This is a genomic window from Pseudoglutamicibacter albus (assembly GCF_031458175.1).
GTDB classification, from domain to species: domain Bacteria; phylum Actinomycetota; class Actinomycetes; order Actinomycetales; family Micrococcaceae; genus Pseudoglutamicibacter; species Pseudoglutamicibacter albus.
Genome location: NZ_JAVDXX010000001.1, coordinates 336336 through 358622, shown reverse-complemented (window position 1 = coordinate 358622; position 22287 = coordinate 336336). Strand labels below are relative to the sequence as shown.

The 22287-nt window shown below is 61.0% G+C and carries 16 protein-coding genes; 6 read left to right on the top strand and 10 right to left on the bottom strand.

Translation table 11 applies throughout. The annotated features are described in order from the left end of the window. Window positions 1–6 precede the first annotated feature (6 nt). The 4 genes from J2S67_RS01520 to J2S67_RS01505 all read right to left on the bottom strand — a co-directional run bounded on the left by J2S67_RS01520 (window position 7) and on the right by J2S67_RS01505 (window position 6229). On the bottom strand, window positions 7–2229 hold the full coding sequence (locus J2S67_RS01520) for an NADP-dependent isocitrate dehydrogenase (protein WP_070507647.1): 2223 nt from the start codon (window positions 2227–2229) through the stop codon (window positions 7–9). Window positions 2230–2394: 165 nt separating this feature from the next. Next, window positions 2395–4071 (bottom strand): bifunctional phosphoribosylaminoimidazolecarboxamide formyltransferase/IMP cyclohydrolase, encoded by a 1677-nt coding sequence (gene purH / locus J2S67_RS01515; protein WP_310245626.1) that lies wholly within the window; start codon window positions 4069–4071, stop codon window positions 2395–2397. Window positions 4072–4170: 99 nt separating this feature from the next. Continuing rightward, window positions 4171–4764, bottom strand: coding sequence for a phosphoribosylglycinamide formyltransferase (gene purN, locus J2S67_RS01510; protein ID WP_310245623.1), 594 nt, complete (start codon window positions 4762–4764; stop codon window positions 4171–4173). Window positions 4765–4783: 19 nt separating this feature from the next. Then, window positions 4784–6229, bottom strand: coding sequence for a cell division protein PerM (locus J2S67_RS01505; RefSeq protein ID WP_239446215.1), 1446 nt, complete (start codon window positions 6227–6229; stop codon window positions 4784–4786). A 205-nt stretch (window positions 6230–6434) separates the two neighbouring features. Between J2S67_RS01505 and J2S67_RS01500 the strand changes: the two genes are divergently transcribed. From J2S67_RS01500 to J2S67_RS01490, 3 genes are all read left to right on the top strand, one after another. Beyond that, window positions 6435–7628 (top strand): YihY/virulence factor BrkB family protein, encoded by a 1194-nt coding sequence (locus J2S67_RS01500; protein ID WP_310245620.1) that lies wholly within the window; start codon window positions 6435–6437, stop codon window positions 7626–7628. A 74-nt stretch (window positions 7629–7702) separates the two neighbouring features. Beyond that, window positions 7703–8098: a hypothetical protein gene (locus J2S67_RS01495; RefSeq protein ID WP_310245617.1), complete on the top strand. Its 396-nt coding sequence runs from the start codon at window positions 7703–7705 to the stop codon at window positions 8096–8098. A 71-nt stretch (window positions 8099–8169) separates the two neighbouring features. Continuing rightward, window positions 8170–8790, top strand: a complete 621-nt coding sequence (locus tag J2S67_RS01490; protein ID WP_310245615.1) for an isochorismatase family protein — start codon at window positions 8170–8172, stop codon at window positions 8788–8790. Window positions 8791–8872: 82 nt separating this feature from the next. On the opposite strand, the gene J2S67_RS01485 is transcribed toward J2S67_RS01490, so the two are convergent. Both J2S67_RS01485 and J2S67_RS01480 read right to left on the bottom strand, forming a co-directional pair. Next, window positions 8873–9337 (bottom strand): acyl-CoA thioesterase, encoded by a 465-nt coding sequence (locus J2S67_RS01485; RefSeq protein WP_035754894.1) that lies wholly within the window; start codon window positions 9335–9337, stop codon window positions 8873–8875. Between the two features lie 113 nt (window positions 9338–9450). After that, window positions 9451–10542 (bottom strand): App1 family protein, encoded by a 1092-nt coding sequence (locus tag J2S67_RS01480; protein ID WP_035754892.1) that lies wholly within the window; start codon window positions 10540–10542, stop codon window positions 9451–9453. A gap of 118 nt (window positions 10543–10660) precedes the next feature. Between J2S67_RS01480 and J2S67_RS01475 the strand changes: the two genes are divergently transcribed. From J2S67_RS01475 to J2S67_RS01465, 3 genes are all read left to right on the top strand, one after another. Next, window positions 10661–11824 (top strand): inositol monophosphatase family protein, encoded by a 1164-nt coding sequence (locus J2S67_RS01475; protein WP_310245613.1) that lies wholly within the window; start codon window positions 10661–10663, stop codon window positions 11822–11824. A 78-nt stretch (window positions 11825–11902) separates the two neighbouring features. Then, complete coding sequence (locus J2S67_RS01470) at window positions 11903–13087, top strand: VIT1/CCC1 transporter family protein (protein WP_407682062.1); 1185 nt, start codon at window positions 11903–11905, stop codon at window positions 13085–13087. Between the two features lie 84 nt (window positions 13088–13171). Continuing rightward, complete coding sequence (locus J2S67_RS01465; protein ID WP_310245610.1) at window positions 13172–16552, top strand: DEAD/DEAH box helicase; 3381 nt, start codon at window positions 13172–13174, stop codon at window positions 16550–16552. Window positions 16553–16566: 14 nt separating this feature from the next. Here the strand turns inward: J2S67_RS01465 and J2S67_RS01460 are convergent, their stop codons facing one another. The 4 genes from J2S67_RS01460 to J2S67_RS01445 form a co-directional block, all read right to left on the bottom strand. Next, on the bottom strand, window positions 16567–17421 hold the full coding sequence (locus tag J2S67_RS01460; RefSeq protein ID WP_052048270.1) for a heme ABC transporter ATP-binding protein: 855 nt from the start codon (window positions 17419–17421) through the stop codon (window positions 16567–16569). Beyond that, window positions 17418–18479 (bottom strand): FecCD family ABC transporter permease, encoded by a 1062-nt coding sequence (locus J2S67_RS01455; protein ID WP_035754887.1) that lies wholly within the window; start codon window positions 18477–18479, stop codon window positions 17418–17420. The genes J2S67_RS01460 and J2S67_RS01455 overlap by 4 nt, the downstream gene beginning before the upstream one ends. After that, complete coding sequence (locus tag J2S67_RS01450; protein ID WP_084590339.1) at window positions 18476–19627, bottom strand: heme/hemin ABC transporter substrate-binding protein; 1152 nt, start codon at window positions 19625–19627, stop codon at window positions 18476–18478. Before J2S67_RS01450 ends, J2S67_RS01455 begins: the two co-directional genes overlap by 4 nt. A gap of 160 nt (window positions 19628–19787) precedes the next feature. Beyond that, complete coding sequence (locus J2S67_RS01445) at window positions 19788–22091, bottom strand: HtaA domain-containing protein (protein ID WP_310245599.1); 2304 nt, start codon at window positions 22089–22091, stop codon at window positions 19788–19790. Between the last annotated feature and the right edge of the window lie 196 nt (window positions 22092–22287).

The following is a 22287-nucleotide window of genomic DNA, read 5'->3' as shown; positions in this document are numbered from 1 at the left end:
AGAAACTTAAGCTTTGAGGCCGTCGATGATCTCGTTGAGGGTTGCGGATGGCCGCATGATCTCGGAGACCTTCTTCTCGTCTGGGCGGTAGTAGCCACCCAGCTCAACAGCCACACCCTGTGCGCCGTTGAGCTCGGAGATGATCTGCTCTTCCTTCTCAACCAGTGCCTTCGCAACAGGTGCGAAGACCTCCGCGAGGCGTGCGTCCTCGGTCTGCTTGGCGAGCTCTTCAGCCCAGTAGCGGACCAGGTAGTAGTGGGAGCCGCGGTTGTCGAGCTCGCCTACCTTGCGGGATGGGGACTTGTTCTCATCCAGGAACGTGCCGGTCGCTGCGTCGAGTGCGCGGCCGAGAACCTCAGCTGCTGGGGTCTCGGTCTGGCGGCCGAACTTCTCGAAGGATTCAGCCAAAGCGAGGAACTCGCCGAGGGAGTCCCAACGCAGGTGGTTCTCTTCAACGAGCTGCTGGACGTGCTTCGGTGCGGAACCGCCAGCGCCGGTCTCGAACAGGCCACCGCCAGCGAGCAACGGGACGATCGAGAGCATCTTCGCAGACGTGCCGAGCTCGAGGATCGGGAACAGATCGGTCAGGTAGTCACGTAGGACGTTACCGGTCACCGAGATGGTGTCCTCACCCTTGCGGATGCGGTCCACCGAGAACTGGGTTGCTTCCTTCGGGGCGAGGATGCGGATGTCCAGGCCGTCGGTGTCGAGGTCCTTGAGGTAGGTGTTGACCTTCTCGATGAGGTTCGCATCGTGTGCGCGGTTCTCATCGAGCCAGAACACAGCTGGCATACCGGACTGGCGGGAGCGCTCAACTGCGAGCTCAACCCAGTTGCGGATCGGCAGGTCCTTGGTCTGGCATGCACGCCAGATGTCGCCGGCCTCAACCTCGTGGGAGATCAGGACGTCGCCCGCGGAGTTGACGACCTCAACTGTGCCGTCTTCCTCAAGCTGGAAGGTCTTGTCGTGCGAACCGTACTCTTCGGCCTTCTGGGCCATGAGGCCAACGTTCGGGACGGTACCCATGGTTGCTGGGTCGAATGCACCGTTGGCGCGGCAGTCCTCGATCACGGTCTGGTAGACGCCCGCGTAGGAGGAGTCTGGGATGATCGCCAGGGTGTCCTGGGTCTTATCGTCCGCGTTCCACATCTGGCCGGAGGTGCGGATCATCGCTGGCATGGATGCGTCAACGATGATGTCCGATGGGACGTGCAGGTTGGTGATCCCGCGCGAGGAATCGACCATCGCGATCGCTGGGCCTTCGTTGTAGGCCTTCTCGATCTCAGCCTTGACGCCTTCGGCCGTCTCGGAGTCGAGGGAATCCAAGCCGGAGATGATCGAGGCCAGGCCGTTGTTCGGGGACAAACCGGCTTCAGCGAGCTTCTCGCCGTACTTGGCGAACAGGTCAGCGAAGTATGCGCGCACAACGCGGCCAAAGATGATCGGGTCGGAGACCTTCATCATGGTCGCCTTGAGGTGCGCGGAGAACAGGATGCCTTCATCCTTAGCGCGTGCAACCTGTTCCTTGAGGAACGCATCGAGCGCCTTCACAGACATGAAGGTACCGTCAACAACCTCGCCTTCAAGCACCTTGAACGCAGGCTTGAGAACCTTAGCCTCGCCACCGGCAGGGGTGAAGCGGATGGTGAGTTCGTCGTCTTTCTCCAGGACAACGGACTTCTCGTTGGACGCGAAGTCGTTCTTGCCCATCGTCGCGACGTTGGTCTTGGATTCTTTAGTCCACTCACCCATCGAGTGTGGGTTCTTCTTCGCGTAGCTCTTGACCGACTGCGGTGCGCGGCGGTCAGAGTTACCCTCACGCAGAACCGGGTTCACGGCCGAACCCATGACCTTGCCGTAGAGCTCACGGATCTCGCGCTCTTCGTCAGTCTTTGGCTCATCTGGGAAGTCCGGCAGGTCATAGCCCTGCCCCTGCAGCTCAGCAACGGCTGCCTTTAGCTGTGGAACAGAAGCCGAAATGTTCGGTAGCTTCACGATGTTCGCGTCCGGGCTCTGGGTCATCTCGCCCAGCTCGGCCAGTGCATCGTTGATGCGCTGGTTTTCCGGGAGCAAGTGAGAAAACGTTGCGATAATGCGGCCAGCCAGCGAAATATCGCGGGTCTCCATCGGCACGTCCGCTTGGGAGGCGAAAGCCTCAACCATCGGCAGGAACGAGTGCGTGGCCAGCATCGGCGCTTCGTCAGTGTGTGTATAGATGATTTTTGCCATGTGGTGGCGTTCTCCCTCAACAGTCGCTGATGAGTTGACTTGTGCCCTGAGCTTGGCGGGGCACACTCGCCTCTATTCTAGATGGTCGCAAGAAGGCCGGTGAGGTTTATTGCCGAACACGCGTTCACGAGCAATCAACCACACCGGCCTCTCTAGCTGGCTTCTTTAGTGGAAGAAGTGGCGTTCGCCGGTGAAGTACATCGTCACGCCGGCTTTGTTCGCCGCGTCGATCGTGTCTTGGTCACGCACCGATCCTCCCGGTTGGACGATCGCGCGCACACCGGCGTTGATCAGGACCTCCGGGCCGTCAGCGAACGGGAAGAAAGCGTCCGATGCGGCCACGGCACCGCGTGCGCGTTCCTCCGACTGTGCGTTGGCGTCGGCCTCAGCACCGCCTGCGGCGTTGACGTCGGATGCGACTGTGACACCGAGGGTGTTGGCACGTTCGACCGCGAGCCGGCAGGAATCCACGCGGTTGACCTGGCCCATCCCGATGCCGACCGCGGCGCCATCGTTGGCGAGCAGGATCGCGTTCGACTTAGCCGAACGCAGGGCACGCCACGCGAATGCGAGGTCAGCCAAGGTCTTCTCATCGGCTGGTTCGCCTGCGGCCAGGGTCCAGGTCTCTGGGTCATCGCCTGGGGCATCGAGCTGATCGGTGGTCTGGAGCAGTGCGCCGCCGGAGATCTGGCGGATCGAGACCGTGTCCTGCGTGAAGCCCTCAGGCAGGCTCAACAGGCGGATGTTCTTTTTCTTCGAAAGGATCTCAACGGCCTCGTCCTCGAAGCCCGGGGCGACAACAACCTCGGTGAAGATCTCAGAAACCGTGCGCGCCATACCCGCTGTGACAGGGCGGTTAGCCGCGATCACGCCACCGAAAGCAGACAACGGATCGGTTCCGTGGGCCTTACGGTGCGCATCAGCGATCGGGTCCTCAGCGCCCGGGGTCGCGACCGCGATGCCGCACGGATTCGCGTGCTTAATCACGGCAACGGCAGGCTCATCGAAGTCATAGGCGGCACGCACTGCCGCGTCCGCGTCCTGATAGTTGTTGTAGCTCATCGCCTTACCGTGCAACTGCTCAGCCTGAGCAATACCCAGGGACGCGGCGTGATCAACATACAGCGCTGCTGGCTGGTGCGGGTTCTCGCCGTAACGCAGAACCTCAGCACGCTCAAGCGACAAGCCCGCATACGGCGGGAACACCGGGGCCTCCGCGGCCTCGGGATCACCGAACTGCGCCGCAGTCCACGCGGCAACCGCGTTGTCATAAGCGGCAGTGTGAGCGAAAGCCAGCGAAGCCAGACGACGGCGGGTCGCCAGGTCGAAGCCCACACCACGGGCCGCCTCAACCACCTGGCCATAGAACTCAGGGTTGACCACCACAGCAACCGAAGGATGGTTCTTAGCTGCCGCACGCACCATCGACGGGCCGCCGATGTCGATCTGCTCAATCACCGCGTCCTGGTCAGCGCCCGAACGCACCGTCTCAACGAACGGGTACAGGTTCACAACCACCAGATCAAACGGCTCAATCTCCATATCCTTGAGCTGCTGAACATGATCATCCTTACGGCGGTCCGCCAGAATACCGGCGTGAACCCGCGGATGCAGCGTCTTCACACGGCCTTCAAGGCATTCCTGGAACCCCGTCACCTCAGAGACCTCAGTCACCGGGATGCCCGCATCAGCGATACGGCCAGCAGTAGAACCGGTAGAGACAATCGCAACGCCGGCCTCATGCAGGCCGCGGGCTAGATCTTCCAAACCGGTCTTGTCATATACAGAGATCAGTGCACGCTTAATCGGAACAGTCGTGGGCGTGGAATCCTGAACGGTCACGAGAAAAGGCTCCTCAGGAGAAATCGCGGAACAAGACGCACTACACGTGCGCACCAGAAAGCGCCCGCCGCGAAACGGCAGGCACACCCAGTCTACGCGTCAGGCCTCCGCGTGAGGGAAGCTGATCACGCCATCAGCCAAGCCCTGCAAAACCTCAATCAACGCAGAACGCTCCTGAACCTTGATCCGCTCATGCAGCTCATCCTGGGATTCACCATCCCGCACCTCAACGGCACGCTGAGCGATGATCGGGCCCGTATCCACCCCAGCATCAACCCAGTGCACAGTACAGCCGGTGACCTTGACCCCATAAGCCAACGCGTCCCGCACACCGTGAGCACCAGGGAAAGACGGCAGCAACGCCGGATGCGTATTCACCGTCCTATCCCCGAAACGCTCCAGAAACGCCGCCCCCAGAATCCGCATAAACCCCGAACACACCACCACATCCGGGGAAAAACCAGCCACCGCAGAAGCCAACGCCGCATCCCAGCCAGCACGCGCATCGTAATCCCGAGGGTCCACCACAAACGTTTCAGCACCCAAAACATCAGCCCGATGCAAACCAGCCGCCCCCGGCTGATCCGTACCCACCGCGACAATCTCCACACCCGTCAACCGGCCAGCGGAAACCGCATCAACAACAGCCTGAAAATTCGTACCAGACCCAGAAAGCAGAACAACAGCACGCATACCCAAACCCTACCTAGACTCAGTCATCCAAAACCGGGTCACGCTCAAACAACGGCGCAGCAACATTACCGAGCACAGCGCCCACGCCGATCTCCGCAACCAACAAGCCAGCCGAAACCCACACGTGCGGCCCGATCCACGTGAAAATACCCAGCCCCAACGTGCCAGAAGACAACAAAGCCAACACCACGAAACCCACTGCAGAGACCGCGCCCACCAACAAACCCAACATGAGCGAAGACAACGTCACACCAATCCAGCGCTGCGAAAAACGAAGAGTCAACCACTCCTCCAAATGGTTCTCGCCCTCACGCATAAACCACCAGCCGGCAACAACACCAGCAAGCACCGGGATAGCCACAACCCACACCTGCGGGCCATCCGGCAACATCCCCAAAACCGGCAACGGAGGCATATCCGTCCCGAACGAACCAAACGCAGAAATCGAGGTGGTGCTACCCAACGCGAACCCGCCACCACTGACATAAGCCAGCGTGTACATCACCATGTTCGGCACAAACACAAGCTGCAGCAACATCAACGCGGCACCACCCCACAGGCCCGGATTCAGGCGCATCACAGTGTTGATCACATCAACCCAATGCAGCACCAACTGCACCGTGAACGCCGCCGAAGCCAACCCCACAGCCATCACAAGCCCCACAAAACCAGCGCGAACCACAGCCCACACATACGAGCCAGCCCACCGCTGATACTGCGAATGGTGAAGCACCCGCTCCGCCGCATTAAAACCAATCAACCGGCCAAACGAACCCGCCTCACGCCACGCGCCACCAATCAAACCGAGCCCGTGAATCACCAACGGAATCAACAACGCGCCCCACCACGGCGAAGCAATCAGCTCAGAGGACGCCCACCACGTCGTCACAATCCCGAGCACCCCGTACACCAGAAGCGAACCCAGCATCGCCTGCCACAACTGATCAGACCACGAGGCCCGCGCCAACCGCCGCCCAGCACGCCACGCCAACCAGCCAGGCAACACAACAAAACCTAGAGGCAAGAACCACATCGTGCCAGCCCCGCCAATAGCGGCCTCGGAACGCACCAACGGAACCCCATGCCCCAACAGCCACCACCGCCCCGTGACACGAGCGACCTCGCTGACATCCGCGCCCAACCAGCCACCAGACATCGCGGCGCCAGCCACCGGAAGCGCAACAACAAGCAAACCCAGAACATACACCTGGATCGCCTCAATACCGCCCTGGATCACCAACGGAAGCGGCATGCCCTCCTGCAAGCCCACGCGGAAACGGTACAGAGCCTCGCGGGTGCGGGTCGTCAAAGAAACACGCTCATCCCCTACCCCATACACGAGCTGCTCCGCCGCACCCTCACCGGCTGCCGCCGCCTCAGCATCACGTGGACTACCGGCCTCAGATGACGTTTCAGCGTCCCCGGCTCCGCCGGCGTCGCGCGAATCCTTAAAATCCGTAGGCATCCTGCAACATCCCTCAACAAACTCACTTCAGCATCCACGGCCACGCCGCATGCTTCACCACCGATCGTGCCATCTTAGAACCCACACCACACGCAGGCGCGGCGAAATCGCCCACCCTTGAGCCCCAAAACCTCCAAAGTGTGGCATCCGATCTGTGAGATGGTTAGGCTCTAGATGAATAACATCCATCAGGAAGGCCCCCACCGTGGAGAGAAGCATCACGGCAGACCCCGACGCGAAAGAAGCGATCGAGGAACGCATGGACAAAGCCGGACCAATTCCGGCAGCCGGATGGAAATACATTTTCGGTAGAGCGCTACGCGAGTTCACACGCGACGGCGGCATGGACATGGCCGCTTCCCTGACCTACAGGACAGTGTTCGCGATGTTCCCGGCACTGCTCGCCCTCGTCTCCACGCTGGGCTTGTTCGGCCAGGGCGAAGAGACCACCAAACTGCTACTCGACACCGTTCAGGACGTCGGCTCCCCGGAGATGGCGAAAGTCCTCGAAGAACCCATCACGAGCCTGACTGAAGGCGGCGGCGCTGGGTTGTTCTTCGTCATCGGTGTCCTCGGTGCCGTGTGGACGTCCTCGAACTACGTCAACGCGTTCTCCCGCTCGATCAACACCGTCTACGGCGTTGAAGAGGGCCGCGCCCCAATGTTCTTGCGCATCCAGATGTACCTCATCACCCTCGCGTTGCTGTTCGGTTCGGTGATCTGCATCCTGTTGCTGCTGGTCTCCGGTGACTTCGCGTCCATGATCGGCAGCTGGATCGGTCTAGGCGCTGAGGCCGTGACCGCATGGAACATCCTGAAATGGCCGGTTCTTATCCTGGTTGCGATCGTCATGATCGGCCTGCTGTATAACTTCACCCCGAACGTGCGCCGCCCGCAGATCCGCTGGGTCACCCTAGGTGCCACGTTCGCGCTGGTCACGATGGCGTTGGCGACCGCCGGTTTCGCGTGGTACCTCTCCAACTTCGCTAACTACAACAAGACCTACGGCTCCATCGGTGGTGCTATTGCTGGTCTGATGTGGATCTGGATCATCAACTGCGTACTGGTCTTGGGTGCGGAGGTCGATGTTGAGGCTCAGCGTGCACGCCAGCTCACCGCGGGCCTGATCGCTGAGGAACAGGTCTTGCTTCCGCCTCGCTCGGTTTCTGGGATCAAGAAGAAGGAAAAGGCCTACGCCAAGGACGTGTTCGAAGGCCGTAAGTTGCGTTTGATGACCAACCCGATTGGTCCTGAGCCGATGGACCCTAAACGTAAGAAGAGGCGTCTGAAAGCACTCGCGGGCTTCGGTGGCGTGGTTGCCGTGTTGAGCATAATCCGCCAGGCTTCCCACACCCCGCCGGAACCGGAAGAAACCTCCGGTAAGGACGATTCCAACTAACGCCAGGCGGCGGTGCAGAACGGCACCGCCCCGGCTTGTCTTCTCGACGCTTTTCCACACATAAGGAGAGCCTTATGGCTAATCTGACTACTCCACTCTTGACGACTACCGGACTCGTGGGCGGCTTCGAGGTTGCCCGCCGCACCAAGAACCGTCCGCTTGGCGGCGCCGTGTTGGCGGTCTGCGGCATCTTCGCTACCTTCATTTGGGTCAAGAAGGTCGGCTGGCCACGCGCGCTTGTGTTACTGGGGATCTATCTTGGCGCGTTCGGCTACTCGCATCCACTCGCCAAGAAGGTGGGTGCAGAGGAGGCCGTGGCGATCGTGACCGCGGCATCCGGTCTCAGCGCGTTGCTCTTCGGCGGCTACAAGCGCAGCGAAGCGAAAGTGGCGGCCAAGCGTGAGGAACGCAAGGCCGCCCGCGCCCACAAAGCAGCCCAGAAAAAGGTCGCGGCACTCTCAGCTAAGTAAGGCGCGAACTGGGTTCCCGCCTAGGAGACGTCCCTTCACTGGGCGTCCTTTCACCGGAAAGAAGGAAAACGATGGTAGCTGACAACGTTGCTGGCCAGAGCCGCGAGGGCGCCGCGAATGGCCGCGCGCTACTGATTGTGGATGTGCAGAACGACTTCGCTGAAGGTGGTGCCTTGGGGTGTGATGGCGGAGCCGCGGTTGCGGCGTCCATCAACTCGCTGACAGCTCCGGGCCACGACTATCAGCTGATCGCGGCATCACGGGATTGGCATTCACCGGAAGGCGATAATGGCGGCCATTTCGCTCCAGCTGGTGAGGAACCGAACTGGACCACCACGTGGCCAGTCCACTGTGTAGCCAACACCGAGGGCGCGGCATATCACCCGAATCTTGATGCCTCGCGCATCGAGCTTGAGGTCCGTAAAGGCATGGGAAGCCCCGCCTACTCGGCTTTCGAGGGTGTATCCGATGACGGCAGCGGCCTCGCCGAGATCCTCAAAGAGGAGGGCATCACCAAGCTTGATGTTGTGGGGATCGCAACCGACCACTGCGTTCTGGCCTCTGCGCGCGACGCCCTAGCCAACGGTTTCACCGTCACCGTGCTCAACCAGCACACCGCTTACGTGGACGCTGACGCGGCGAAAGCGGCACTGGCCTCCCTCGAGGAGGCCGGCGCGACCGTCGTGCGTTAGGCGCGCCGAAGGAACTGTGCGTTAAGCGCGCGGAACACACCGTGCGTTAAGCGCATCGAATTGACGGTGTGTTGGGCGCGGATTATTCGTTGTCCCGGTTCTCGTCTGTGAATACCTGCATGGCTTCGCGGATCTCGGCCGGGATTCTCATGAGGCGCCCCGTCTCGCCCTCGGCGAGCGCCATGAGAGTTTTGGCGCGTGAGCAGAGGGTTCCGTCGTGACCGTCGCGGATTTCGTAGTTGACGGTGAAGGTTGCGGGTTTGATGTCGGAGATCCAGATGTCCACGGCGGCAGGTACGTCGCGGTATGGAAGTTGCGCTAGGTAGCGGATGGTGTGTTCGACGACGAGGATCATGATGCCCTCGCCGACGTTTTCGAACAGGTCGTTTTTGCCTTCGCGGCCTACTGGTGAGCCGGTTCCGCCGGGGACGCCGAAGCCGGCGACGCGGGCTTCTTCCATGAGGCGGATCTGGTTGGCGTTGTTGATGTGCCCGTAGGCGTCCATGTCTGCCCACCGTAGTGGCACAGAGACGGTTTGGCGGCTCACGTGGCTGTCCTTCCTGCTTGGGGGCTTGTTTCGACGCAAGATCTGGCGCCTATTTCGGCGCTGGATTCAGCGCGGGCTTCGCGCTGGTTTCAGCACCTGTTCTGGCGCCGGGGCTAGTGGTCCGGATGGAGCGCGTCGGGGGCTTCTGGCATGAGGCCCAAGGCGGCCAGCCGGGCGGCGATGCGCCCGCCATCGGGCTCATAGACCCACGGGACACCCGGGGTCGTGTTCATGATGGCGGCGTTACGCCCGCCGGCGAGCGCGGCTTCCGATGGGGTGAGTTGACGGATCACGATCGCGGACACGTTGTCTGGGTAGCGGCGGGCGAATTCGGCGTAAATGTTGGGGTCTTTTTGGCCGTCGTCACCGACCAGTAGCCACGAGATGTCGGGGAATTCTCTAGCAAGGCGGCGTAGGTTGTCTACTTTGTGTTGGATGCCGGAGCGGAACCAGCGGCCTTCGACTGGCCCCCAGTCGGTGAGCAGTAGCGGGCCGTCGGGGAATAGGTTGCGGGCCATGAAGCGGCTGAGTGCCCGGTTTGTGTTCCACGCGCCCGTGGAGAGGTAGAGCGTGGGTGCGCCGGGGTGTGCGGTGGCGAAGCGGTCGAGGAACACTGCCATGCCTGGGGTTGGTACGCGTGCGTGTTCGTCGATGACGAAGGAGTTCCATGCCGCTAGTAGTGGACGCGGGAGCATCGTGACTACAACGGTGTCATCGACGTCGCAGATAATCCCGTGTTTTTGTTTCTCGTTGACCATGAACACGTGACCGCTGACGGGTTCAGAGTCATCGACGATGAATTCGACGTGGTGCCAGCCGGGTTCGAGGTTCACGGCGAGGCGTTCGTCGATCACGCCGCCGCGGTCTGAGTACACGTCATAGGTTGCGCCGTTGATGCGGATTGTGACGGGGTATTCCGCGACGGTGGGTGAGATGAAGTGACGCCACCCGCGCACGCCTTCTTCAACGACTGCGGGCAGGTGGAGGTCTTCAAGCCGTGACCCGGGTTTCGCCATGACAACTCGTGCGAATACGCGCACCCACCCGTTTTCTCCGCTGCGGCCGTAGCCGCGGTATGGGACGACGGCGACTTTGTCTCCACGGCGTTGGGACATTTTGAGGCGGAAGTCTTGCCAACGGTCTTCAAGCGCGAGAGCGAACTCTTTATGGGCTCGTTTGGTGTGCTGTTTTTTACCGTCTTTCATCACGCAACTAGTTTCTCATGTGGCACGGTCACGGAGGGTGCGGCGTCCCTCACATGGCACCGGTTTCAGGTGGCGGCGGCTGGCATTTGGTTTGTGTGTTCTTGGTTAGGCTGAAGCTATGAGTTCGGATCTGTACAGTGCGGCGACGGGGATCGATGCGGCGGAGGGGCTCGATGCGATAGAGGCTCGCGTGTGGCCTGACGCTGGAGCGATGGTTGCGCGGCTCGGGGCCAGGGAGCCTGAGCGTTTGCGGGACATCGCGGTGGACGCGGTCGTGGCCGTGGCGGCCGATGTTGAGGCTGCGTGGCGTGCCGGTGTGAGTGCGCGGCAGAAGTCTTCGACGCACGATGTGGTGACTCCAACGGACATCGAGACTGAAGCCCGACTGGTTGAGTTCCTGCGCGCACGGACCCCGCAAGCCGTGTTTCTCGGTGAAGAAGGCGCTGGCGGGGCCGGCGCCGGCGAGGATGGCGCTGGCGAGAACAGGGCCGGCTCTCCCGAGGCAGGAGTGGTGTGTTGGGTTATTGATCCGATCGATGGAACAAGCAATTTCGTTCACGGCCTCCCGGATTTCGGGATTTCGGTTGCCGCGGTCGTGGATGGTGTCCCGGTTGCCGGGGTTGTGTGCGCGCCTGCATTGGGGCGTATGTGGCGCGCATGGATCGGCGCAGACGGGATTGTGGTCTCTCAACAACGTCACTTTCAGCAGCGCACTTTTGACTCTGCAGGCACCTTTGGCTCTGCAGGCGGCTGTGACTCTGCAGGTGGCGCCGATGCTTGGGTTCCGTGTGCCTCTTCTGGCCGCGGTGCTGAATCGTCGTGCGCGCTGGTCACGGATCATCCGCATCCTGAAGCCCTCGAGGTCTCCCCCGATGCGGCACGTGAGTTTTCTAACCTGGTGCAGGCCTTCGCGACGGTGCGCCGGCACGTGTGCACCACGGTGGATGTGTGCAGGCTGGCCTCGGGGGTGCACGATGCGGTGCTCGGCCCGGCCGTGAAGCCGTGGGATATCGCTGCGGCGGCTTTGATCGCGGTGGGTTCGGGGGCCACGTGGCTTTATGGTGGCCGCCGCGCTGGTATTCCGGGGCCTTCCTCAGCTCCCGTTGCCCTGCTCAGCCGCGGCGCAGGCTCCGGTTCCCGACGCACCAGCGACACGAACTCCGGTTCCGGCGGCAGTGTTCTGGATGCGCCGATGTTCCTGGTGCATGCGAACGGCGCGAGCGTTCCGACCGCGCGGAAGATCCTCAACCAGATGATCGCCCGGACGCTTCCAAACGACTAACAGAGACTTCCGGAGAATTAAAGGTGGCATAACTTTTTGCCCGGCACCGGCGTCGAAAGTTTTTCTAAACTGGTGCCCGTGAGTACCTCATCGTCTTCGCCTGCCCACCCCTCCCCCACCCAAAACCCCAACGATAACTCTCCAGCCCAGCGCCCGGATTCCCAACGACCGGAGCCAACACCCGCACAGATCCGCCGTTGGCGCCGCTATTTGGCTGATGAGTTGACGGAGGGCGCGATCTATGAGGCGCTCGCCGCGAAAGTGAAGTCCCCGGAGGATGCCCGCATTCTGAAGGGGCTCGCCGCAGCTGAGGAGCGTCACGCTGATCATTGGCGTGAGCTTTTAGGTGAGCACGCTAAGCCGTCGCGGCCTTCGGTCCAGCGGTCGCTTCTGCGTTTTTTGGCTACGCATTTCGGTTCGATTTTCGTTTTGGCGTTGGTCCAGCGTGCCGAGGGCAATAACCCGTATGCGAAGGATTCGGATGTTCCAGACAAGATGGCCGCGGACGAGTTGGTGCATGAGGAGGTTGTGCGCGGGCTCGCCACGGAGGGCCGGATGCGGCTTTCGGGTAATTTCCGTGCCGCGGTGTTCGGTGCCAACGATGGTTTGGTGTCTAACTTCGCGCTCGTGTTAGGTATCGGGGCGACCGGTGTTGCGCCGTCGATCGTGATGTTTACGGGTATCGCGGGCCTGCTCGCGGGCGCGTTGTCGATGGGTGCTGGCGAGTTCGTTTCGATCCGTTCCCAGCGGGAACTTTTGGATGCCTCCCGGCCAACGCACGCAACCTTGCATGCCGCCCCACACCTAGATATTGACGAGAACGAGCTTGTGCTGGTGTATCTGGCGCGAGGAATGTCCCAGGCCGCTGCTGAGCATCGCGCCGCTGAACGCATGGGTCGCTTCGATTGCGACTGCGACCCGTCTACGTCTCTGCCGTTGCCGCATGAGGAGCGTTCCCTGCCAGGTGATGAGGAGCTCGACGGGCACGGCAGCGCGTGGGGTGCAGCGACATCGTCCTTCGTGATGTTTTCGATCGGTGCGATCATCCCGATCCTCCCTTACATCTTCGGTATGTCCGGCCTCGGCGCCGTGCTCGTGGCTACCGTGCTTGTCAGCGCTGCTCTGCTCATCACGGGGGGCTTTGTGGGGCTGATCTCCGGTTCTCCCCCGGTATCGCGTGGGTTCCGGCAACTGTTCATCGGCCTGGGCGCCGCAGCTGTGACCTACGGGCTGGGTCTGGCTTTCGGCACCGTCGCCTTATAGAACCCGCCACACGCGGTGCAGAACCCCTCGGCATGACGTCCCCGATTTCATGACACCTGCCTCAGGATGAGAAACTATGCGGTGATGAGTTCTGCGAAGTTTCCTTTGGTTGATGCCCGTGAGGTCCTGAAAAGGGTCGGTGGTGGCTCTTTTACCCGCGGGAAAATGCTGGTTGATGCGGGTAGGTTGTCTGAGCTTTCGTGGGATTCGGATGCGTTGGTGCTGACCGGCACGGTGGTCGATGACGATGTTGAGGCTCACGCGCATGTCACGTTAGTTGCGGATCAGTCTGGGTTCTTGATTGGTGAGATGACCTGCAGCGCGGACGAGGAGCCGGGTTGTAAGCATGCCGCCGCTGTGCTGATCGATTCGAATGCCCGCCATATGAAGGCGAAGGATGAGCGGGAAGCCGAGGAGGCTCTGCAGCCTGTTGACGCCGAGTGGGAGCAGGCTCTGTACCGGATTGTGGAGAGCGGGCGTGCTGGCCGTGACGGTCAGAAACCTGAGGATATTCAGCCGCTGGGTTTGCAGTTTGAGTTGCGTGATTCCCGGGATGCCTCGAGGCGCCAGTATGGCGCGGGGCAGAACCCGAAGGCTGTGGGTGCGCGTGGTGTGCGTAGCCGGTTCACGTTGGCGATCCGCCCTGTAATCCGTAACCCGCAGGGCCGTTGGATTCGTTCTGCTTTACGGTGGAACACGATTTCTTTCAAGACCTATGGTTTGCCGTTGGATCCGGAGCAACACCGGTGGTTCTGCCAGTTGGTTCCTCTGTATAGGGCTAATGGCGAGCTGTATTTCGGTGAGGATAACGACTGGCTCATTTTCGATGATTTCGCCTCCGGTTTGGTTTTTTCCTTGCTTGAGGAGGCTCACGAGCTGGGGATCGAACTCGTGGGTTCCGGCGAGATCTCCGGTATCGAGCTGGTTGATGCCGGCCGCGTGTATTTCGATGCGCAGCGCAGCGATGAGGGCCTCGAGCTAACTCCGACGATGGACATCGGCTCCCGCACTATCGCCCTAGGTGAGGACGTCGTGGCGGGCAGTGTGGGTCGGCATGGTGTGTGGGCGTTGGCTGAGGACGGCCACACCGTTCAGATCGCGCCGGTGGAGCACACGTTGGAGCCGGAGACTCGTTTCTTGGTGCGCCGCCCCTCGACCATAACGGTCCCCGCTGGTGAACAGCAGCAGTTCTTCTCGGGCCTGTATCAGCGTTTAGGTCGCCGCGTTTCCTTTGTGTCCCGTGATGGTTCGGTTTCGTTGCCGCAGATCACTCCCCCGTCGCTGGTTGTTGTTGCGACGTATCAACCGGACGATGTGGTGGTCGTCGATTCGGAGATCGATTACGGTGCCGCAGGACTCGATGATTACGCCCGCGATTTGCAGGCTGAGGGGCAGTTGCGTTCCGCGGCGCTGAAGGTTTTGGTCAATCACGGCTGGGATGAGCTCGAGCCCCATCGCAGTAACGGCGGCCTGGTTTCGCATACGCTCGAGGGGCTTGCCACCGTCGACTTCGTCCGCCGCGGCCTGCCTGCTTTGGAGCGGACCCCGCACGTGCGGGTGCTCGATGTGGGTAGGCGTCCTGTCTATAAGGAACTCACCGAGGCCCCCGAGCTCACGGTGACCACGGTTGAGTCGGATAAGAACGACTGGTTTGATCTAGGTTTGATGATCACGGTGGGTGACCGCCGGATCCCTTATGCCGATATTCTGCGGGCGCTCTCAGCTGGGCAGAAACGAATGCTGATGTCGGATAAGACCTACGTCTCGCTTGATCAGCCGCTCTTCCATCAGCTTCGCAGCCTCATTGAGGAAGCGAACATGCTGAAAGAGAACCCGAAAGACCCGTTGCGGATCACCCGCTATCAAGTGAACCTGTGGGACGAGCTGGCCGGTTTAGCTACCGAGGTGTCCGGCACGGACTCGTGGTATGCGGCCATCTCCGGTCTAGCGACGGGTTCGGAGAAAGCGAGTGAAATCCCGGTCCCTGACACTGTCGATGCCACGTTGCGCCCGTATCAGGTGGATGGTTTCCGTTGGCTCGCTTCGCTGTGGCGGCAGGGTCTCGGTGGGATCCTGGCTGATGACATGGGCCTGGGTAAAACGCTGCAAGTCATCACCTTGTTAGTCCACATGCGCCAAGCATGGATGAGTGAAGATCAGAACGGGCAAGACGTTTCAGCCGTATCGGACGCTAGCGCGCACACCGCGCTGACGGGCGGCGCCGGCCCGGTTTTGGTGGTCGCGCCGACCTCGGTGGTTCCTAACTGGCTCGCTGAGTTGCGCCGGTTCGCCCCGGGCGTGAGGGTTGCCGGTGTGCGGGATACACAGGCGAAAGCGGCTCAGTCGCTGGCTGAGGTCGCCGCGCACAACGATGTGGTGGTGACCTCCTATACGCTGTTCCGTCTGGATTCGGATGTTTATCACGACGTGGAATGGTCGGCGCTGATCCTGGATGAGGCGCAGTTCGTGAAGAATAAATCCACGAAGGCGCACCAGACGGCGCGTGAGTTGAAGGCTCGCGTGAAGTTCGCGATCACGGGTACTCCGCTTGAGAACAACCTCATGGAGCTGTGGGCACTACTGGCGATCACTTCCCCTGGCTTGTTCCCCTCGTCCAGTAAGTTCGCTGAAGTGTTTGGCCGGCCCATCGAACGGATGGGTGCTGTTGAACCGTTGGAGCGGTTGCGCCGCAGGGTGCGTCCGTTCATGCTGCGCCGCACCAAGGCTGAAGTGATTACGGACCTGCCGAGCAAACAAGAGCAGGTTCTGGCGATCGACCTTTCGGATGAGCACCGCCGTATCTATGACACGCGGCTGCAGCGTGAGCGGCAGAAGGTTCTGCATCTGGTGGAGGACATCAACCGGAACCGATTCACGATCTTCACCTCACTCACCACGTTGCGTCTCATGGCGTTGGATCCCGCGTTGGTGGATGAAGAAGAGTTCGCCGATGTCGGTTCAGCCAAGCTGGATACTCTGTTGGACTACCTGAACTCGCTACTGGCCGAAGGCCACCGTGCGCTGGTGTTCTCGCAATTCACGTCCTTCCTCAAACGCGCTGGCGCCCGACTCGATGAGGCGGGGATCGACTACGCATACCTGGATGGAGCTACCCGCAACCGTGAAGAGGCAATCCAAGAGTTCAAGGACGGCGAGGCCCCGGTGTTCTTGATCTCGCTCAAAGCCGGCGGTTTCGGGCTGAACCTCACGGAGGCTGACTACATCTTCCTCATGGATCCGTGGTGGAACCCGGCCGCGGAAGCCCAGGCTGTGGACCGTGCCCACCGCCTCGGCCAGACCCGCAACGTCATGGTCTACCGCATGGTCTCTGCCGGAACGATCGAAGAGAAGGTCGTGGCTCTGCAGGACGCCAAACGCGAACTCATCACCTCCGTCATGGACGGCGGCGACGGATTCGCTTCCGCCCTCAGCGCGGACGACATCCGCGAACTGCTCGCCGAATAGGCCCCACCTCGCGCTTAGCTTTCCGTGATTCCGGCGCTGTTGTTGCCGCTGCCGCTGTTGTGGCTAACACTGTGGCTGTCGCGTGGTTTCAGGAACCGGCAGGGGCGTACGGGGCTGATGCGTGTGCGGCCGGCGACTTCGAACACTTCGAGTGAGGTCCGGTAGACCGAGCTCAGCAGCCGCGCGTCACACACTTCCGCTGTGGCTCCGGCGGCGCGGACCCTGCCTTGATCGAGCACGATGAGGTCATCTGCGTAGGATGCGGCGGCGTCGAGGTCGTGGATCACCACCACAACTGCGGCACCAAGAGCCGCGAATTCTTGAGTCAGTGCCAGGGTGTGTTCGGCGTAAGCGACGTCCATCGCTGCTGTGGGTTCATCGAGCAAGAGGACCCGGCCTGTGCACATGGGGAAGGCTTGGGCGATGACCCGGGCGAAAGCGGTTCGTTGGCGTTCGCCGCCTGAAAGGGTTGTGATTTCACGATCGAGTAGGTGGCTGAGCCCGGTCAGTTCGATCGCTTGCTCAACGGCTGTGCTGTTGGCTGGGTCGGTTCCCCACGGGGTGCGTCCCATCTCCACGATTTCCCTGATCGTGTAGGGGAAGGCGACATCCGGGTTCTGGTTCATGACGGCACGCTGTTGGGCTAGTTCCAGGTGCGGGATCGTGTGTATTTCTACCCCGTTGAGTCGGACTACCCCGCGGCGTGGGTGTGTGAAGCCGGCGAGTGCGGCCAGCAGTGTCGATTTCCCTGCTCCGTTCGGTCCGATGATCCCAGTCACGGCCCCTTGCCGCACGGACACTGATACAGCGTCGAGCAGTGTTTTGCCGTTGACGATGATGCTCAGGTCTTCGGCTTCGAGCGCGTTCATGACCTGATGCCTCCTTTTTTGAGGGTTCCGCGCAGCAAGACTATGAAGACGGGGCCGCCTACGAGTGCGGTGAACACGCCGACTGGGATGTCGCTGAGCGGGATCAGTGTGCGGGCCGCGGTGTCGGCGAGTCCAAGCAGGGTTGCCCCACCCAGGAGGGATAGCGGGACGAGGTATTTATGGGAGGGCCCCACTATGAGCCGTAGGGCGTGGGGGACGACGAGCCCCACGAAACCGATCATCCCGGAGAATGCGACTGCGGTTCCGGTCAGGATGCATACGAGGATCACGCTGATGAACCGTAGCCGTTCGACGTTGATTCCGGTTCCGTGGGCGGCGGCGTCCCCAAGTGCCAGAACGTCGAGCCGGTTCCTATAGAACCAGATGGCTAGGGCTGTCACGGCGAGCACAGCGAGGCATACGCCGACTTGTTCCCAGCGGGCCGCGGTGAGGGAGCCCATTTGCCAGAAGATGATTTCTTCGCGCGAGCTCGTGTCCCCCAGGTACACCAGGAAGCTGGTGAGTGCCCCGCCGATTGCGTTGATCGCGATACCGGTCAAGACGAGCGTGAGTACCAGGACCTTACCCGATCCTTTGGCAAGCATCCACACGCATGCGGTGGCGGTCATCGCGCCGATGAATGCGCTAACGGGTAGGACCCAGGAGCCGGTCGATGTGTATCCGAAGACGATGGCGAGGCACGCGCCGACGCTCGCTCCGGCACTGACGCCTACAACGCTTGGTTCGGCTAGCGGGTTGGCGAAGATGCCTTGCATCACGGTGCCGGCTAGCGCGAGGCTCGCCCCGATGACTGCTGCGAGCAGGGCTCGTGGGAACCGGATCGTCCACAGCGCGGCGTCGGTCGGGTTGTCGGTGGGTTCAGCCCCATCGAACACGACTCTCTTGATTGAGCTGAGAACTTCTATGGGTGTTGTCGCGTATTGGCCGGCCGCGGACGAGATCAGCAAAACACACACCACGGCGATAGTCAGTACGATACCGGTGAGCCAAGCCGCGCGTGCCCTCGCGCTACGATTGCTCGCCACGGTCTGGGTCATTTCTTTGTTTGTCCGTCCTGATACACGGCTTCTGCGAGCGCTTTAAGATTCTCGTGTGTGCGTGGCCCGAAAGATAACAGCTGGCCATCAGCCGCGGTGATGATGCGTTTATTCTTGCCCGCCACTGTTGCAGCCATACCGGGGCGTTTGAGGAAATCATCCATTCCACCTGCGGATTCGATCCCGCGTTTCATCGCGAATACAATCTCTGGGTTGAGGTTCAAAAGCGCTTCCGCGTTAGCGGGTTTCACGCCTTCGATGTTGTTTTCCCGTGCCGTATCTTGCAGGCCGAGCGCCTCAACGATGTCGGAAGCGCCGTGTTCGTTGCCGAGGATGAAGAACACTCCCCCAGTTCCGCGCACATAAAGCACGGCGGCGCGAGGTGCCCGCGGGGTCTTCGACCGCAGTTCTTTGATGTATTCGGCTGCTTCTTCGAGGTTCTTCTTGGTTTCTTTGGCGAGTTTTTCTGCAGCTTCTGGCACGCCGAACACTTTTCCAACCGCGCGGATTCCGTCCGGGATCCCCTCGATGCTGGTGGCTGGTTCGAGCCTCACCACTGTGATTCCCGCGTTTTCCAGTTGCCGGTAGGACTCGGCCCCACCGATGTTTTCGGTGGTGATGATGAGGTCCGGTTTGAGATTGAGGATCGCCTCAACGTTGGTGTCGTGGCCGTCTTTGGTGACAACGGGGAGGTCTTTGAGTAGCGCGCTCGTGTCAGAGTTTGAGCGCCCGATCAGCCGGTCGTGCAACCCCAGCCCGACCATCGTGTCTGTCAGGGTTCCGTTGAGATCCAACGCAAGCACTTTCTTGGCTGATGTGACCGTGATTTCCTTACCGTGTGCATCGGTCACCGTGGTGGGTAGCGCCGGTTTCACACCGGATAGAACCGGTTTCATATCCGGGATGTCGCGTGCTTCGGCGGGGCCAGTGAGTTTCAGTGCATCCGCCGCGTTGGCACCGCTATCTTTACCGCTGGATCCGTCTGAGCCGGACGCCGTTGCTGTGGCGTGCGGACTCGGCGATTCGCCTGCGGACGGCGCTGAACTGCACCCTGCAAGCAAGCTGATTAGCATCAGCCCCGTTGCCCCGAACAAGGCCACACGGGTGGTGCGGGAAGGTGTCTTCTCGAAGGGCGAGCTGTGAGTCATGATCCCATCGCTTTACACATACATTGTCACGACGTTAGGAGCACGTCGGAGTGAGGACGTTAGAAATGGAGGAGGGCGTGTGGTTGTAGCCCGTTGGAGGAGCTACAACCACACGCGGTTTCCGCTGCATGAGTGGGCAGAATTACGCCAGGAGGCGTGATTATGCAGCGGAGTCTTTACGGCTCACGCCCCGCATGACCACCAGCCCGATGAGAGCCAGTAGGCCTGCGGTCCCCGCCAAGGTGGCGTTGCCGAAGCCGGTAGCAGCAAGCTGTCCGCCAGCAGAACCGGACGTGGATCCTGCACCTGCCGGGCCGTTACCTGCACCCGGTGTGTTGGTTCCGTCTGGGGAGACGACCTCACCGGTTACTGGGTCGGTGCAAATCTCCTTTTCAACCGTGCCTGCAGACCCCACGGTTACGGTGAGCGGATCCAGCACCAGGCCGGCCTCATAGAAGCCCGCGAACCCTGCTGCGCCTTCCTTAGTGAGGGTTACCGTCGCATTCTTGATGCCTTTGGAGGCGTCACCGCTGAAGGAGAGGGTTGCGAACACGATGTTGTTCCCGGACAGGTCTTTACCTTCCATCGACTGCGACTTCACGTTTGCGATCAGCTGGCCCTTGCCAGGTCCCGTGACCTTGACCCGCAGCCCGGAGATAGTGGTGTCGAGGATGCCCTTGTGGCCGGTGAAATGTACGCTGCCGGGGAAGGACACGGTTCCGGAGTTGGAGGTGAGAGCTCCAGAACCTGCGCCCCACGTGAACCCGTCCGCGGTGCGGGCCGCGCCGTTGCCGGCAGAGATGGAGCCCTTAGCGATACCGCCGGTGACGTAGTTCCGGAAGGAACTCTTAACACCCCAGGAAAGAGTTGAAGCGCCTGGGGTTCCAGGAGTCTTCTCGATGCGGCAAATCGGTGCCGCTGGGCTCTTACCCTGGCCGGCCTCAGTGCCTTGAGCGCCAGAGCTTTGAGTGTCAGACCCCTGGGCCTGAGCACCCTGGGTTTGGGTGCCCTGCACCTGCAGGCCCTGTGAACCTGGGGTCTGCACGTCAACGCTTGGCTTCTGCGGAGCTGGTTTAGGTCCCGGCTTCGGCTTCTCTGGCGCAGGTTTCGGTGCCGGCTTTGACTTTTCTGGCGCAGGCTTTGGCGCAGGTTTTGGCTTCTGTGGTGCAGGCAGAGGTGCCGGCTTGTTTCCCGTGATCAATGCGGCCTTGATGGATACAGGGTCCATCTCGGTTCCTGGTTCGTAGAAACCAGCCATGGCTATAGCGCCGTCCTTGGTCAACTTCGCTCGAGCGTTAGAGAGGCTAAGTTTTCCGTTCTTGACCTTCACGGCGTTCTTGGGGAACGTGAGGTTCGCAACGCGCGCGTTCTTCAAGTCCACAGCCTCCGTGACAGAGGTCTTTGGCGCCTTTACAGTCATGATGAGCTGCGCGGTGGTGCCAGAGGTGAAGTTGACCGCGAACTTAGACATCGTGAGGTTCATCTGGCCGCCGTGTCCCTTGAAAGTCACAGTGCCATCGAAGGTCACGGTTCCCTTGCCATTCTTATATGCGCCCTTACCGTTGGGGAAGGTGAAGGTGCCGTTGTTTGGCTTCTGTGCCGCGCCACCACCGGTTACGACGGAACCTTTAGCGATACGTCCCACAACGTATTTACGGAAGCTTTCTTTGACGCCCCACTCGAGCTGGCCGCCCTTGCCGGCAGGCTTCTTCGCCGCGCGTGGCTGTGGCTTTGTCTGCTCTGGCTTTGGCTGCGCTGGCTTTGGCTGCGCTGGCTTTGGCTGCGGTTGTTCGGGCTTCGGCTGTTCAGGCGTTGGCTGAGGTTTCGGCTGAGGCTGAGGTTTCGGCTGAGGCTGAGGTTTCTCAGGCTGAGGCTGTGGAGCTGGCTTCTCAGGCTGAGGCTCCGGCTGCTCAGGTTCAGGCTTCTCAGGCTGAGGCCGCTCCGGTTGAGGCTCGGCCTTTTCCAGGTAGGTAATGGGGGCTTTAGCGTCCTGGCTAGTGTCCCTCATGCCCTTGCCGTGGCCCTTGGAGGTAAAGAAGGAGAGGTTTTGCTGCGACTGCGCGGGGACATCGACCTTGACTGAGAACGAGCCATCGGCGTTTAGCGGAGCGGTGCGTCCACGTGCGGTGTCTTCGTCTTTCTTCCCTGCTGCGATCCATACGGGATTCTGGCTCCCGCCCTGGTAAAAGCCCGCCGCATCGGATGGGCCGTAGCCCAGATAGATTCCTGCTGTTGCGGCGCCCTTATCGTCGCCTCGGTAGAAGTTCTTGCCGGTAACGGTGACTTCGCCGCCCTCAGCGGGTGCAGGTGTCACCGTAATGGTGGGCTTTGTTTCTGCCGCAGAGCCGGTATCCGCGTGGGCAGTGGCAACTGGAACCGATGCCATCGCGCCAGCCAGCGCGAAGGACAGCATCGTACCCAGAACCCTCCTCACGCTTCGCTTACGGGTGGTTTTCTGCTTCATAGCTTTTACGATCCTTGCTTGATGGGCACCCCAATGGCGTCGGGTGCAGATGCGGAGATGTCGTGATTTCGGGTGGTGCCCACAGCCACCGTCAAGCAACACAGGCAAGCCTAAACTTAATTTATCGAATAACGCAAGAGACCTCTTGCGTAAATCAAGATCGCATGGTTAGGTTGACCTTAGAAAAGCGATCTAC

What these genes read in the sequence shown, in the direction of transcription:
- J2S67_RS01445 (WP_310245599.1), bottom strand. Translation starts at nt 22,091, where the DNA reads ATGAAGCAGAAAACCACCCGTAAGCGAAGCGTGAGGAGGGTTCTGGGT.
- J2S67_RS01490 (WP_310245615.1), top strand. Translation starts at nt 8,170, where the DNA reads ATGGTAGCTGACAACGTTGCTGGCCAGAGCCGCGAGGGCGCCGCGAAT.
- J2S67_RS01465 (WP_310245610.1), top strand. Translation starts at nt 13,172, where the DNA reads ATGAGTTCTGCGAAGTTTCCTTTGGTTGATGCCCGTGAGGTCCTGAAA.
- J2S67_RS01450 (WP_084590339.1), bottom strand. Translation starts at nt 19,627, where the DNA reads ATGACTCACAGCTCGCCCTTCGAGAAGACACCTTCCCGCACCACCCGT.
- J2S67_RS01520 (WP_070507647.1), bottom strand. Translation starts at nt 2,229, where the DNA reads ATGGCAAAAATCATCTATACACACACTGACGAAGCGCCGATGCTGGCC.
- J2S67_RS01480 (WP_035754892.1), bottom strand. Translation starts at nt 10,542, where the DNA reads ATGAAAGACGGTAAAAAACAGCACACCAAACGAGCCCATAAAGAGTTC.
- J2S67_RS01495 (WP_310245617.1), top strand. Translation starts at nt 7,703, where the DNA reads ATGGCTAATCTGACTACTCCACTCTTGACGACTACCGGACTCGTGGGC.
- J2S67_RS01505 (WP_239446215.1), bottom strand. Translation starts at nt 6,229, where the DNA reads ATGCCTACGGATTTTAAGGATTCGCGCGACGCCGGCGGAGCCGGGGAC.
- J2S67_RS01475 (WP_310245613.1), top strand. Translation starts at nt 10,661, where the DNA reads ATGAGTTCGGATCTGTACAGTGCGGCGACGGGGATCGATGCGGCGGAG.
- J2S67_RS01460 (WP_052048270.1), bottom strand. Translation starts at nt 17,421, where the DNA reads ATGAACGCGCTCGAAGCCGAAGACCTGAGCATCATCGTCAACGGCAAA.
- purN (WP_310245623.1), bottom strand. Translation starts at nt 4,764, where the DNA reads ATGCGTGCTGTTGTTCTGCTTTCTGGGTCTGGTACGAATTTTCAGGCT.
- J2S67_RS01455 (WP_035754887.1), bottom strand. Translation starts at nt 18,479, where the DNA reads ATGACCCAGACCGTGGCGAGCAATCGTAGCGCGAGGGCACGCGCGGCT.